This is a genomic window from Ilumatobacter sp., from assembly GCF_039969435.1.
In the GTDB taxonomy this organism is placed as follows: Bacteria; Actinomycetota; Acidimicrobiia; order Acidimicrobiales; family Ilumatobacteraceae; genus Ilumatobacter_A.
Window position 1 is genome coordinate 225,273 of the sequence record NZ_JBDVNU010000006.1, and the last position, 12,897, is coordinate 238,169.

At 68.5% G+C, this 12,897-nt stretch carries 13 protein-coding genes; 8 read left to right on the forward strand and 5 right to left on the reverse strand.

From position 1 onward, the window contains the following. Positions 1 to 24 precede the first annotated feature (24 nt). Together ABJK40_RS01910 and ABJK40_RS01915 are read right to left on the reverse strand one after the other, a co-directional pair. Positions 25 to 1,134, reverse strand: a complete 1,110-nt coding sequence (locus ABJK40_RS01910) for a citrate/2-methylcitrate synthase (protein ID WP_348478121.1) — start codon at positions 1,132 to 1,134, stop codon at positions 25 to 27. Between the two features lie 122 nt (positions 1,135 to 1,256). Then, the gene (locus ABJK40_RS01915; protein ID WP_348478122.1) at positions 1,257 to 1,997 is read right to left on the reverse strand and encodes a hypothetical protein; all 741 of its coding nucleotides are present in this window, start codon (positions 1,995 to 1,997) and stop codon (positions 1,257 to 1,259) included. Between the two features lie 162 nt (positions 1,998 to 2,159). Here ABJK40_RS01915 and gatC point away from each other — a divergent pair, with 162 nt between their 5' ends. The 3 genes from gatC (at position 2,160) to gatB (ending at position 5,519) form a co-directional block, all read left to right on the forward strand. Continuing rightward, entirely contained in the window at positions 2,160 to 2,462 is a 303-nt protein-coding gene (gene gatC / locus ABJK40_RS01920) for an Asp-tRNA(Asn)/Glu-tRNA(Gln) amidotransferase subunit GatC (RefSeq protein ID WP_348478123.1), read from the forward strand. 2 nt (positions 2,463 to 2,464) lie between these two features. After that, the gene (gene gatA, locus ABJK40_RS01925) at positions 2,465 to 3,940 is read left to right on the forward strand and encodes an Asp-tRNA(Asn)/Glu-tRNA(Gln) amidotransferase subunit GatA (protein ID WP_348478124.1); all 1,476 of its coding nucleotides are present in this window, start codon (positions 2,465 to 2,467) and stop codon (positions 3,938 to 3,940) included. 181 nt (positions 3,941 to 4,121) lie between these two features. Next, positions 4,122 to 5,519, forward strand: a complete 1,398-nt coding sequence (gene gatB, locus ABJK40_RS01930; RefSeq protein ID WP_348478142.1) for an Asp-tRNA(Asn)/Glu-tRNA(Gln) amidotransferase subunit GatB — start codon at positions 4,122 to 4,124, stop codon at positions 5,517 to 5,519. A 57-nt stretch (positions 5,520 to 5,576) separates the two neighbouring features. Here the strand turns inward: gatB and ABJK40_RS01935 are convergent, their stop codons facing one another. Both ABJK40_RS01935 and ABJK40_RS01940 read right to left on the reverse strand, forming a co-directional pair. After that, positions 5,577 to 6,158 (reverse strand): GNAT family N-acetyltransferase, encoded by a 582-nt coding sequence (locus ABJK40_RS01935; protein ID WP_348478125.1) that lies wholly within the window; start codon positions 6,156 to 6,158, stop codon positions 5,577 to 5,579. 4 nt (positions 6,159 to 6,162) lie between these two features. Beyond that, the gene (locus ABJK40_RS01940) at positions 6,163 to 6,864 is read right to left on the reverse strand and encodes an alpha/beta fold hydrolase (protein ID WP_348478126.1); all 702 of its coding nucleotides are present in this window, start codon (positions 6,862 to 6,864) and stop codon (positions 6,163 to 6,165) included. A gap of 55 nt (positions 6,865 to 6,919) precedes the next feature. Here ABJK40_RS01940 and ABJK40_RS01945 point away from each other — a divergent pair, with 55 nt between their 5' ends. Together ABJK40_RS01945 and ABJK40_RS01950 are read left to right on the forward strand one after the other, a co-directional pair. Then, positions 6,920 to 7,897: a WYL domain-containing protein gene (locus ABJK40_RS01945; protein ID WP_348478127.1), complete on the forward strand. Its 978-nt coding sequence runs from the start codon at positions 6,920 to 6,922 to the stop codon at positions 7,895 to 7,897. 95 nt (positions 7,898 to 7,992) lie between these two features. Further along, a complete protein-coding gene (locus ABJK40_RS01950) occupies positions 7,993 to 8,859 on the forward strand; it encodes a VOC family protein (RefSeq protein ID WP_348478128.1) in 867 nt (288 codons plus the stop codon). A gap of 34 nt (positions 8,860 to 8,893) precedes the next feature. Here ABJK40_RS01950 and ABJK40_RS01955 read toward each other — a convergent pair whose 3' ends face one another. Beyond that, positions 8,894 to 9,163 (reverse strand): hypothetical protein, encoded by a 270-nt coding sequence (locus ABJK40_RS01955; protein ID WP_348478129.1) that lies wholly within the window; start codon positions 9,161 to 9,163, stop codon positions 8,894 to 8,896. Between the two features lie 123 nt (positions 9,164 to 9,286). Between ABJK40_RS01955 and ABJK40_RS01960 the strand changes: the two genes are divergently transcribed. The 3 genes from ABJK40_RS01960 to ABJK40_RS01970 are packed head-to-tail and all read left to right on the forward strand — an operon-like array spanning position 9,287 to position 12,877. Continuing rightward, complete coding sequence (locus ABJK40_RS01960) at positions 9,287 to 10,069, forward strand: hypothetical protein (RefSeq protein WP_348478130.1); 783 nt, start codon at positions 9,287 to 9,289, stop codon at positions 10,067 to 10,069. Continuing rightward, the gene (locus tag ABJK40_RS01965; protein WP_348478131.1) at positions 10,066 to 11,172 is read left to right on the forward strand and encodes a toxic anion resistance protein; all 1,107 of its coding nucleotides are present in this window, start codon (positions 10,066 to 10,068) and stop codon (positions 11,170 to 11,172) included. Before ABJK40_RS01960 ends, ABJK40_RS01965 begins: the two co-directional genes overlap by 4 nt. A gap of 16 nt (positions 11,173 to 11,188) precedes the next feature. Beyond that, positions 11,189 to 12,877 carry a vWA domain-containing protein gene (locus tag ABJK40_RS01970; protein WP_348478132.1) on the forward strand — a complete coding sequence of 563 codons (1,689 nt, stop codon included), beginning with the start codon at positions 11,189 to 11,191 and terminating at the stop codon, positions 12,875 to 12,877. Positions 12,878 to 12,897: the final 20 nt, after the last annotated feature.

A 12,897-nucleotide genomic window follows, 5' to 3' on the forward strand; every position in this document is an offset into this window, starting at 1 on the left:
GACGGAGCGACAGAGGTCGGTCGGTCAGCGGGCGAGGCCACGGAAGCGGAGCGGGCGCTCCTCGAGTTCTTCGAGATGGTGGGCCGTCCAGCCGGCGACTCGGGCAACGGCGAAGAGCGGCGCACCGGGCGGTAGTCCGGCGACGTAGGTGAGTGCGCCGAGCGCGAGGTCGACGTTCGCCAGCCGGCCGACCAGCGCACCCGCCGCCCGGACGGTGTCGTCGACCACACCCCGGCGATCGTGTGGGTCGGGCAGATCACGAACGCGGTCGAGGAGCAACGAGAACCTCGGATCGCGGTCGCGGTAGATCTTGTGTCCGAAGCCCGGGACCGGTTCTCGGCGACGCCGGTGGTCGGTGAGCACCCGTTCGGGTCCGGCGGCTTCGATCCGCTCGAACATCCGGTGCACGTGGAACGACGCGGCACCGTGGAGATCGCCCTCGACGGTGGCGAGACCGGCGATCAACGACGCCGCAGGCGAGGCTCTCACCGACGTGGCGACGCGCACGGAGAGCGTGCTCGTGGCCAACTCGTGATCGGCCAGGAGCACGAGCGTCGAGTTCACCGCCCGGACGAGGGCCGGCGACGGATCGTCCACCCATCGGCGTGTCAGGCGTGCGGCGAACGAGGAGCGATCTTCGGTCGGGAAGGATCGCGGAGCGATGGCGTCCAGGAACCGCACGGCGGTCTCCGTGGGAGTGGAGCCGGCGTCGATGTCGGTGGCGAGCCGGATCAGCGAGATCACGCTCGTCGGCGCACCGCAGGGGGCGGCCGGCGGCAACGACCGGAGCGCGCACCCGGTGAGGTCGCCCAGCGACCCGTGCCACAGCAGGTCACACACTCGCTCGAACGGTTCGTCGACCAGGTCGTCGAGCGACACGCCGCGGTACCGGATCCCCGCTTCGTCGAGCTGCGTGATGCACGTCGAGATCCGCACGTCGATCGTCGACGGCGGTCGGGTCGGCCGCGAGGACGCAGCGGCGAGCGCGTCGAGTTCGGCGACGTCGAACAGCGACGATCTGCCGTCGGATCCGAGTGTGCGATGGACGCGGCCGCGACTGACGTAGGAGTACAACGTCTCCGTGGTCACGCCGAGGCGTCGCGCTGCCTCCGGTGCTCGCACCCAGGTCGTCATCGGGCCATCGTGCCCACACCGCAGCCGACCGTCAACGTCGATTCGTCAACGTCGATCGTGTCCCGACCTCTGTTGATCCGTCCGGGACGGATCAACAGAGGTCGGGACGGATCGCCGGAGGTTCAGGAGGCGGGTCGGATCGCGGCGTGCATCGCGGTCGTGCCGGCGACGAGAGCGTCGGCCTGCTCGGACGTGAGTGCGAAGAACGCTCGTTCCAGCATCGTGTTGGTGAGTTCCTCGGCGGCGTCCATGCGCTCGTCGCCGTCGACCGGGACGGACGGCGCCTCCTCCCAACCGAACATCGCCACGTCGCCCGGTCGCTTGATCGCGTGCGCCTGCGCATCGCTGAGTCCGCTGGCGAGCACGGCGCAGAGGTGCACGCTGCCGCGCAGTTCGCGCAGCACGGCGGCCTTCTGCATGGCGCGCCCTGCGATGTCGTCGCTGCAGGTGAGGCGTGAGGTGCCGGCGAAGAGCGGGAGGGCCGCGAGATCGGCGTGATCGATGACGATGTCGGCCGCCTCCACGTACGCCTCGAGAACGTCCGGATCGATGCCGGCGAAGAGTTCACTGCCGCGCCGACCGCACTCGTCGAAGTACGCCTGGCCCGCTGCCGACGGCGACATCGTCTCGCTCGCCTTGTCCCATGCGCTGGCGATCGTGTCGGGGTTGAAGTAGCCGAAGGCGGCCGACACGACGGCCGCCGGCACGTCACCGAGCGCACCGCCGCGCCCGAGGATGTAGAAGGTGAAGCCGTTCAGCCCCAATTCCTTGCCGGCGGCAACGGTCGCCGGGTGGAAGTAGAAGGAGGCGCCGATGTCCCCGGTGGGTCCGGCGATGGCGGTCAGGGTGTCACGTGCGGTCATGGGCGACATCGTCTCAGAACCGGCGCTCTCGGTTCGAATGCACGTTGGATCGAACGGCACCGGTGACATCCGGCGATCGCGGAGCCGCCCGGCGGCGTCGGGCGGCACTCCTTCACGAATCCGCCCGGGGTCGGGATCGCGGGCACGGGTAGCCTCGCTCGGGTGCCAGAACGGATCACCACCGCCGACGTGAGCAAGGTGGCCACGCTGGCCCGACTCACGCTCACCGACGACGAACTCGCCACCGCGACCGTCGAACTCGCTGCGATGCTCGACCACTTCGCCGACATCGATGCGCTCGACCTCGACGGCGTGGAGCCGATGAACAACCCGACCCACCTCGTCAACGTGATGCGTGACGACGTCATCGGTGAGGTGCTCGATCGTGACGAGGTCCTGGCGGCTGCGCCGCTCGCCGAGGACGACCGGTTCCGCGTCCCGCCGATCATCGGTCTGGACGACTGACGATGAGCGACACCACTGCCGGTTCCGAACCCGCTGTGCAGGCGACGCAGATCGCCGAGGGAGTGCGCCACGGGACCCTGCGCGCCGTCGACGTGCTCGACGACCACCTCGCCCGCATCGACGCTCGTGAGGACGAGATCCACGCCTTCAACCTGGTGCTCGCCCACCTCGCCCGCGAGCGGGCTGCGGAGGTCGACGCCATCGTCGCCGGGGGCGGCGATCCCGGAATCCTCGCCGGGGTGCCCGTGGCGCTCAAGGACAACATGTGCACCCGGGGCATCCCCACCACGTGCTCGTCCAGGATCCTCGGCGACTGGAAGCCGCCCTACGACGCAACCGTCGTCACACGTCTGCGCGAGGCGGGCGCCGTGGTGATCGGCAAGACCAACCTCGACGAGTTCGCGATGGGGTCGAGCACCGAGAACTCGGCGTTCGGCCCGACGCGCAACCCGCACGACACGACTCGCGTGCCCGGAGGATCCTCGGGCGGTTCGGCGGCCGCCGTGGCCGCGGGGTTCGCATCGGTGAGCCTCGGTTCCGACACCGGTGGGTCCATCCGCCAACCCGCGGCACTCTGCGGAACCGTCGGCGTGAAGCCCACGTACGGCGCCGTCAGCCGCCTCGGATTGATCGCCTTCGGGTCGAGCCTCGACCAGATCGGCCCGTTCGCGCACTCGGTCGACGACGCCGCCCTCACGCTCGAGGCGATCTCGGGGCACGACCCCGGCGACTCCACCAGCATCGAGCGCCCGCCGCTCGACCTGCGTTCGAAGTTGCAGATGGGCGCGGCCGGACTCCGCGTCGGACGGATCACCGACCTCCCGACCGGAGCGAGCCCCGACGTCCAGGCCCGCCTCGACGAGGCATTCGATGCCCTCGCTGCCGCCGGAGCGGAGATCGTCGACGTCGCGGTGCCCGCCTTCGGATACGGCCTCACCGCCTACTACCTCATCGCACCTGCCGAGGCGTCGAGCAACCTCGCCCGCTTCGACGGTGTGCGCTTCGGCAGTCGCACCAGTGCGCCCGACACGAACCAGATGTACATGGCGACCCGCACCGACGGCTTCGGTGCCGAGGTCAAGCGCCGGATCATGCTCGGCACCTATGCGCTGTCGGCCGGCTACCAGGAGGCCTACTACGGGCGGGCCCAGAGGGTCCGCCGCCTGATCGCCGACGACTTCGCGTCCGCCTACGCGAAGGCCGACGTGCTGCTCACGCCGGCATCGCCCACGGTCGCGTTCGAGATCGGCGACAAGTCGTCCGATCCACTCGCCATGTACCTGTGCGACACGTACACCATCCCGTCCAACCTGTCCGGTGATCCAGCGATGAGCGTGCCGTTCGGCTCCGGCGACGGCGGCCTGCCGGTCGGTGTGCAGGTCCTCGCGCCGGCACTGCAGGACCACACGATGTTCCGGGTCGCCGCCGAACTGGAGCGGTACATGCAGGATCAGCAGCAGCAGGGGTCCGGGTCGTGAGCGCCGCCGACCCGACCACCGATCGCAGTGTTCGCGGGAGGTCCGTGCGGCCCACGACCGCAACGACCTCACGCGAACGAGAAGGAGTGAGATCATGACCGGGCAGCCGATGTACGTCAACGACGACGGATACTTCCCCTCGAACGACGAACACGAACGCTGGGAGCATCGGGGCTACGAGATGGTCGTGGGGCTCGAGGTGCACGTGGAACTCGCGACGCAGACCAAGCTGTTCTCGGCGTCGCCGAACCGTTTCGGCGACGAGCCGAACACCAACATCGACCCCGTCACACTCGGGCTCCCGGGCGCACTGCCCGTGCTGAACCGCCAGGCGGTGGAACTCGCGATGCGCCTCGGCCTCGCCCTCAACTGTCGGGTGCAGAAGTCGACGTTCGCGCGCAAGAACTACTTCTACCCGGACATGCCCAAGGCGTACCAGATCAGCCAGTACGACGAGCCGATCAACGCCGACGGCTGGCTCGATCTGCCCGACGGGTTCCGTGTCGGCATCGAGCGCGGTCACCTCGAGGAGGACACGGGCAAGTCCACCCACGTGGGCGGACCCGGAGGTCGCATCCACGGCTCCGACTACTCGCTCATCGACTTCAACCGCGCCGGCGTGCCGCTGGTGGAGATCGTCAGCCGGCCCGACATCCGCCACCCGGAACAGGCCAAGGCCTACGTGTCCGAGCTCCGGGCGATCCTCGTCGCCGTGGGGGCGTCCGACGCCAAGATGGAGGAAGGCTCGATGCGCGTCGACGCGAACGTGAGCGTGCGCAAGCCGGGCGCCGACTTCAACACGCGCTGCGAGATCAAGAACGTCAACTCGGTGCGCTCGGTCGGCCGCGCCATCGAGTACGAGGCGAAGCGCCAGATCGCGTTGCACGAAGCGGGCGAGCCCGTCGTCCAGCAGACGCGCCACTGGGACGAGAACGACGGCAAGACCCACACGCTGCGCTCGAAGGAGGACGCCGACGACTACCGGTACTTCCTCGAACCCGACCTCGTCACCGTCGACCCCGGACCCGAATGGATCGAACGGGTGCGTGCGTCGCTCCCGCCGCTGCCGGCCGCCCGTCGAGCCACCCTCGCCGAGGCGTCGGGTGAGCCGGCGAACTCCGACGCGGTGCTCCTCGTCGTCGAGCGGGATCAGGACGAGTACGTGCTGCGAGCGGGGACGCAGGGCGGTGACGTCGCCCTCGCCCTGAAGCACGTGAAGGAGGCGCCGGACCTCTCGACCGTCGTGCCCGCCAGCTCGCTCGCCACGCTCACGTCGATGGAGCTCAGCGGCGCGGTCACGGCGACGCAGGCCAAGACCGTCGTCGAGGCGATGATCGCGGGCGACCACGAGCGCGACCCCGAAGCGATCGCCGCAGCGCTCGGCTTCGAGGCGATGGACACGTCGGAGCTCGAGTCGATGGTCGATGCCGCGATCGCAGACCAACCCGACGCGTGGGAGAAGTTCTGCGCCGGGGAAGGCAAGGCGATGGGTGCGTTGGTCGGTGCCGTGATGAAGGCGTCGAAGGGCCAGGCCGACGGCAAGGCCGTGACGGCGCTGCTCAACCAGAAGAAGAACTGATTCGGTCGACTCCCCGGAACTCCGCTCCGGCGAGGTCTCGGTCGGTGGACTTCTCGCTCAGGGTGCGTTCTCCTGTGCCGGTGGGATGGTGGTGTCGACGATCCAGGCGTGCTTGCCGACCTGTCGGCGGCGGGTGAAGCCGAAGTCCTCGAACAGTTCGAGGGTGGCCGAGTACAGGAAGCGACCGTGGGCGGTGCGCCCGGCGGTGACCTCGGGAATGGCCTCGACGAGTCCGCCGCCTGCTCGTGCGATCTGATCGAGTGCCCCGCCGAGCGCGGCGCGGGCGACGCCACGACCGCGATGCCTGGTGTCGACGTAGAAGCACGTGATCCGCCAATCGGGAACCGGCGGCGGTTCCTTGCGGTAGACGCGACCGTGCTTGATGTTCGACAGTTCCTCGGGGTCGCCCCACTGGCACCATCCCTGAGCGACCCCTGCATCGTCGAGCACGAGCGCGGCGTGCGCGCGTCCGCATTCGACACGTTCGCGCTTGGCCGACCGATGGTCGAGACCCTTCTCCGGCGCTTCGGGGTGGAAGCCGATGCACCAGCAGCCGCCGAAGACGCCGTTGTTGCGCTCGACCAGTTCGGCGAACAGGTGCCACGTCGATGCGTCGAGTTCGGTGACGGTGAGCGTCATCGTGTCAGCCTGCAACGTCGGCGTTCGTCGTGGCGATGTCGTCGAGGATCTCGGCCAGTCCCTCGGGGCGGGTGATCATCGGCCAGTGACCGGAGTCGATGTCGACGAACCGGACCTGGTCGGTTCTCGCCAGTTCGGGGAGCTGGCCGTCGGCGAGCCAGGCCCGGGCTTCGTCGGGACCGAACTCGGGGCACACCAGCGTGACGGGGACGGCATATCGGCGCTCGTCGACCAACTCGACCGTCGCGCGGGCGACCGACTCGGGAACCGGGACCGCGATCGATTCGAGATGCCGACGGGCGGACGCGTCGAGATCATCGCTGTCGGGGCCCTCGAAGGGTCCCCAGCCGGGAAACGCCATGATCCCGTCGGTGACTGCGAAGAAGTCGGCATATGGCGTGCCGGTCGCATTCGGGAAGCCGCCGATCATCACCGCGGTCGCGACGGCGTCGGGTCTGCGGTCGGTTGCGAGCCATGCCAGCGTCGACGCAGCAGAATGACCGACGACCACCACCTGTTCGCCGGCATCGTCCACGACTGCGAGCACTGCGGCGAGCTGGTCCTCGAGGGTCGCCGTCGTCGACCCGTCGTCGACCCCGGGCAACGTGACCGCCGTGGGTCGGTGCCCCCGTCGTCGAAGTTCGTCCGCCACGCGGTCCCACACGGTTGCCGGGAGCCACAGCCCGGCGATCAGCACGATGTCCATGTCGACGACGGTAGAACAGAACCAGGACGATCTGCGTCCTCTTTAGACTCGTGATGTGGATTCGGGAACGAGCACGACCGCCAACGTGATCCGCACGCTGCTGGTCCTCCAGACCCGACCAGGGATCACCTCGCGAGGGCTCGCTGATCGACTCGGTGTGTCGGACCGAGCGGTGCGTCGATACATCTCGATCCTGCGCGATGCCCACGTCGCCGTCGACTCGACCCTGGGCCGGTCGGGTGGCTACCGACTCGGTCGGTCCCTCACCCCTCCTCCGATCGTCTTCACCAGCAGTGAAGCACTCGGGCTCGTCATGGCGGTGCTCGATGGACACCACGCCGCCGCTGACGCCGACGATCCGGTCGGTGCCGCACTCGGCAAGCTGATCGGGTCGCTGCCGGCGTCGACCGCGCAGCAGGCGGCGCTCGTGCGCGACCATGCCCGCGCAGCGCCGGACCAGCGAGCCGTCCGCCCCGATCCGGACATCATCGCCCGCCTCGTGGAGGTCGTCGCCCACCGACGTGGCGCACGAATCGACTACACGACGGGTGCCGGGAGATCGATCGAGGCACGTGTGGATCCCTGGGCCGTCGTGGTGCGACACGGACGTTGGTACCTCCTCGCGTATGTCCACGACAGTGATGCAGCCCGCGCCTACCGGGTCGATCGCATCACCGACCTCATCGAACTGAACACCGACGTCGACGTCCCCGTCGACCTGAACCCGGTCGAATGGCTGGAGAACCACCTCGCCAGCGGGTGGGCGCACTCGACCACCGTCGAATTCGACGCGGCGTACGCCGATGTCGCTCCGTGGATCACGCGGTCGATGGGCATCCTGGAACCGCTCGACGACGGCGCACGCTGCATCCTGCGCGGGACGACCAGCAACGTCGCGATGTACGCCGGGGAATGGCTCGCCGGCATCCCGCATCCGTTCCGGGTCGTCGACAGCAGCGAACTCCGCGCTGCCGTCGCGGAGGTGGCCCGCCGACTCCTCGCAGCGAGCGAGGTGTCACCGTCACCCGAATGATCGGCCATTGCGGACAGGATCCGTCCGGGTCGTTTCGTACGTTGATCTCTCCAGTTCGGTGGCCTCCGTGCCCCGACGACCCGAAGGAGAATCACATGACCGACCAGGACCGATACATCGCGGGAGTGCCGTGCTGGGCCGACGCAGCGTTCCCCGACCCGGCGGCAGCCGCCGACTTCTACTCGGGACTCTTCGGGTGGGACTGCGAGGACACGATGCCCGCCGACGCTCCCGGTCAGTACTTCATGGCGCGAATCGGTGGACGCGACGCCGCGGCGGTCGGTTCGATGACCGAGGGAACGACGACGACGGCGTCGTGGAACACCTACGTCTGGGTGGACGACGCCGACGCCACCGTCGCAGCGGCGGAGGCGGCCGGCGGCTCGGTCGTCGACGAGCCCTTCGACGTGTTCGACTCCGGACGTTCGGCCTCGTTCACCGACCCCGAAGGTGCTCTGATCCGGATCTGGCAGGCCGGCGCGCACCGCGGTTCGCTCGCGGTCAACGAACACGGAGGCGTGACCTTCAACGACCTCCACACCCGAGACGTCGACCGGGCCGCCGCCTTCTACGGCGCGGTGTTCGGTTGGGAACTGCAGGAGATCGGGCCCGGAGCGTTCATGTGGGCGTTGCCTGCCTACGGCGACTTCCTCGAGGCGTCGAACCCCGGGATGCGCGAGAACATGGCGGCGATGGGTGCCCCGACCGGCTTCGAGAACGTCGTGGCCAGCGTGGTGCGGATCGACGATGCGGACACCCAGACGCCGGCCCACTGGGGTGTCACGTTCGGTGTCGACGACTGCGACGCCGCGGCCGAGGCGGCGACGCGACTCGGTGGCACCGTGCTCTCCGAGCCGATGGATCTCCCGTGGGTCCGCTCGACCACCATCGCAGATCCGCAGGGCGCGTCGTTCGTGGCGAGCCAGTTCGTCCCCGCGAACACGGCCGGCGCCGGCGACTGAGCGATTGCGGGGAAGGGGTGGTCGGGCGTCGCCTTCAGCCGTCGTCGAGCAGTTCGTCGGCGAGGGCACGGCCACGTGGCGCAGTGTCGGCGACCGATCCGTGCAGTCGGCGGTCGCTGCTGGCGAAGCCACCGATCAGGCCGCTCACGCGCACGGCCTGCACGATGCCGATGAGCGCGACGACGAGGAACGGAACGAGGTAGATCCCCCCGTGCGGGCCGACGTTCACGATGGCGAGCACGGCGGCGGCGACGAGTGGGAGGGTCTTCTTCGCGAGGGTGAGGGAGCGGTCGGTCGTCGTCATGGCTCGCATCGTGGTGACGGAGCGTGAACGCGCCGTGAACCGGACCGGCGGTGAGACGTCCGCGACATCGAAAACTCACTATCGTGCAGGAACCGTGGCAGCCGAAGAACGACAGTGCGAGACATGACGAGTTCCGGGCCGCAGTCGTGGTGGAAAGCGGTGCTCACGTACCCGCCCACGTGGGTCGCCGGTGCCCTTCTGGCGGTTCTTGCAGCGGGCTTCGTCGTCGCCGTCGATCCACCCCCCGTCATGATCGGCGCGATGGGCGTCGTGGTCGTGCTCGCCGTCGTCGGCTGGCCGCTCGTCATGTCGATGACCGGCACGCTGTCTGGTCGACAGTTCGCGGTACCCGAAGTCGAGTCGGACGACCGGATGGCGACCGCGACGTTGGCCACCGAACTCTCCGGGATCTCCGATTCCCAGCCGTTGGAGCAGTTGATCGCACTCGGGCAGAAGAGGGCAGCGCTGATCAAGGTGCTCGACCGTCGGCTCGATCGCACGGAGCTGACGTACTCGCGCTACGTGTCCACGTCGGAGCAGGTGTACCGCAGCGCGTTGGACAACCTGCGAGAAGTGGCGGTTGCCATCGACAGTGTCGGGAGCATCGACACCGGCTACATCAAACGGCGTCTCGCGGAGTTGGATCGCTCGGGCGCGCAGACGGAGTCGGCGGTTCGCGAGCGCGAGTCGTTGGCCCAGCGAACACAACTTCGCGACGACCAGATGGCTCGGATCGAACGCCTCCTGGCTCAGAACGAGGTGGCCCTCACGACGCTCGACCGCACGACGAGCGCGCTGGCCGACGTTCCCGTCGGTCAACGTCCCGAGGACGTCGACGCCGCCATGGCGGCACTCGCCGACCTCGCCGACCGCGCCCGGTTGCTCGATGCGGAAGAAGGGCCATGACCGCCGGCCAGCGCGACATCGCCACCCACGCGACCGGCGGGACGACGACCGGGGATCCGTCCGAGAACGTGGCGATGCACGCCTCCGACGACGTCGCTGCACGGGCGGACGAAGACGACGTCACGCGTGCCGTCTCCCGGTGGCTGCTGCTCGACCCTGCCGATCCCGCATGCAACGACGCCCGCGATACGGTCGAGACGCTCGGGCGCGACGTGCAGCACGAGGCGGGCCGCGTCGCCGCATCACTGCGGACCTCGTGGGCCGATGTCGACGATCATCGCGCCGAGGGCGGCGAGATCGCTCGCTCACTCGCCGACCTCCGCCGCGCACTCGAGTCGCTCGACCCGTCGGAACTGGACCGCGACCGTGGCTGGTTCGCTCGAGCCATCGGCAAGGTGCCGGGAGTCGGATCCCCCGCCGACCGTTACCTCCGGCGTCTCGAGAGTTCGCGCGCCCGCATCGGATCGATCGTCCAGTCGTTGGAGGAGGGGCGGGGAGTCCTGTCGCGTGACAACAGCACACTGCGCGCAGACCAGGAGCGACTTCACGAACTGTCGGCATCACTCGGCCGAGCCGTCGCCGACGTCCAGGCGTTCGACGACGCGCTCGTGTTCGCGATCGATGTCGAACTGGCCCCCGACGACCCTCGTCGACCGTTGTTCGAGGACGACTTGTTGGACACCTGTCGTCGACGGATGCGCGACCTCGACCAGGCCAGACTCGTCAACGATCAGGCCGCCGACGCGATCGAATCGGTGATGCGCAGCAACCGTGAGATGATCGCGGGCATCGACCGCACCTGCCAACTCACGCTCGGAGCGCTGGCGGTCGCTTCGACGGCGGCAGGCGCAGCGGGCCGCTCCGGCGACTCCGCAGCGTTCGACCGGATCGACGCAGCCACCGCCGAACTGATGGCAGCAACCGGGATCCGACTCCGCACCGACGATCGCCCTCGCGCTCGGAGCAGCGGCGACACGACGATCGAACTCGACGCGCTGCGAGCGGCATTCGACGAGATCGATGTCGAACTGAACGAGATCGACGGGCGACGACGCGAGGCATTGCCGTCCGTGGAACGTACTGTTCCCGAGGTCACCCCGTGACACGACAGGAGACACGATGAGATCCACTTTCAAGCGCTCGGCGACGATCGGCATCGCAGCACTGGTCGTCGTCGCGTCCTGTGGCGGTGGCGGCGGGGACGGTGACGAGCCACTGGAGCGCGATGCAGCGCTCGCATCGCTGAACGAGTTCGCCGACGACATCGACTGGATCGACGACACGGTCACCCGTCGTGCTGCGATCCCCCCGCCCTCGGGTGCCGACCTCGCCGCCACGCTCCCGCCGATCGACACGTTCGACCTGTCGGTGCAAGCACCGGGCGACAGCACGGCGGTCGAGATCTTCGCGTCGACCGAGAAGTCGGGTGACGGTACCGACGGCTGGATCAACGAGGCCGCAACGGCGTTCAACGCGGCGAACATCACCCTGGCCAACGGGGAACGCGCCGGTGTCACGATCCGTGAGATCGCGTCGGGCACCGGCTACCAGTTCATCGCGAGCGGCAGCTACCTGCCCGACGCATTCAGCCCGTCGAACCAGTTGTGGGTCGAGATGGCTGCAGAGTTCCAGCCGATGTCCGAGATCGATGCGTCGATGGTGTCCAACACCGCAGGAATCGTGATGAAGACCGAGACGGCCGACGAGGTGGAAGCCGCCTACGGTGCGACGACTCCCGAAACGCTCGTCGACGCCGTGATCGCCGGTGACCTCGTGATGGGCTACACAGATCCGTTCGCGTCGAGCACCGGGTTGAACTTCCTGGTGACGGTGCTCGACGCGATCGCCGACGGCGACGAAGCACGGATCACCTCACCCGACGTGGCGAGCGTGTTCGAACAGTTCCAGCGCCAGGTGCCGTTCGTCGCACTGACCACCCTGCAGATGCGTGACTCCGTGGAGAGCGACACCGGCACGCTCGACACCTTCGTGATGGAGTACCAGACGTTCATCAACACCGACTCGCTGCAGTCCGGTTACGTGTTCATCCCGTTCGGTGTGCGCCACGACAACCCGCTGTCCGCCGTCGGCGACATCGGCCCGTCCGCGACCGAGACGCTCCAGTTGTTCGCACAGTTCGCCGAGAGCGACTTCGCCGATCTCGGTCGGGAGTACGGGTTCGACCCACCCGACTACACGGCCACGGTCGAAACGCCGACGGGGGCCACGCTGATCGAGGCGCAGGCGATCTGGAAGGACAAGAAGGACGGCGGGCGTCCCGTGTCGACGGTGTTCGTCGTCGACGTGTCCGGTTCGATGGCCGGCACCCGGATCGAAGCACTGCAGCTCGCGATGCTGTCGGCCCGTGAGTTCATCAAGCCCGAGACCCGTGTGGGAATCGTCGAGTTCGACGACCGGGCATCGCTGCGGCTCCCGATCGCCGAGTTCGACCTCAATCAGCAGGGCGGCTACACGGCCGTGGCCGAGGACCTCTCGCCCGGCGGTGGCACGGCGATGTACGACGGCATCGTCCTGGGACTGTCGATGCTCGAAGCCGAGGTTGCCGCGAACCCGGAGGTGAAGCCGCTCCTGGTGGTCCTCACCGACGGCCAGACCACCGACGGGCTCGAGTACGGCAGCGTCGACAACACGATCGCCGGGCTGCGGATCCCCGTCTACACCGTCGGGTTCGAAGCCGACCTCGACGAACTCGGCCGACTCTCCACGCTCGTCGAGGCCGCGAGCATCAACGCGGACCAGGACGACGTGGAGTTCAAGATCGCCGCTCTGTTCAACGCCGGCGGATGACCGGCGTCGTTGCTCCGATG

Excerpts from the sequence above, each read along its gene's own strand:
- ABJK40_RS01960 (WP_348478130.1), top strand. The coding sequence starts at position 9,287 with ATGACGAGTTCCGGGCCGCAGTCGTGGTGGAAAGCGGTGCTCACGTAC.
- ABJK40_RS01935 (WP_348478125.1), bottom strand. The coding sequence starts at position 6,158 with ATGACGCTCACCGTCACCGAACTCGACGCATCGACGTGGCACCTGTTC.
- ABJK40_RS01940 (WP_348478126.1), bottom strand. The coding sequence starts at position 6,864 with ATGGACATCGTGCTGATCGCCGGGCTGTGGCTCCCGGCAACCGTGTGG.
- ABJK40_RS01965 (WP_348478131.1), top strand. The coding sequence starts at position 10,066 with ATGACCGCCGGCCAGCGCGACATCGCCACCCACGCGACCGGCGGGACG.
- ABJK40_RS01950 (WP_348478128.1), top strand. The coding sequence starts at position 7,993 with ATGACCGACCAGGACCGATACATCGCGGGAGTGCCGTGCTGGGCCGAC.
- ABJK40_RS01910 (WP_348478121.1), bottom strand. The coding sequence starts at position 1,134 with ATGACGACCTGGGTGCGAGCACCGGAGGCAGCGCGACGCCTCGGCGTG.
- ABJK40_RS01970 (WP_348478132.1), top strand. The coding sequence starts at position 11,189 with ATGAGATCCACTTTCAAGCGCTCGGCGACGATCGGCATCGCAGCACTG.
- gatB (WP_348478142.1), top strand. The coding sequence starts at position 4,122 with ATGGTCGTGGGGCTCGAGGTGCACGTGGAACTCGCGACGCAGACCAAG.
- ABJK40_RS01915 (WP_348478122.1), bottom strand. The coding sequence starts at position 1,997 with ATGACCGCACGTGACACCCTGACCGCCATCGCCGGACCCACCGGGGAC.
- gatA (WP_348478124.1), top strand. The coding sequence starts at position 2,465 with ATGAGCGACACCACTGCCGGTTCCGAACCCGCTGTGCAGGCGACGCAG.
- ABJK40_RS01955 (WP_348478129.1), bottom strand. The coding sequence starts at position 9,163 with ATGACGACGACCGACCGCTCCCTCACCCTCGCGAAGAAGACCCTCCCA.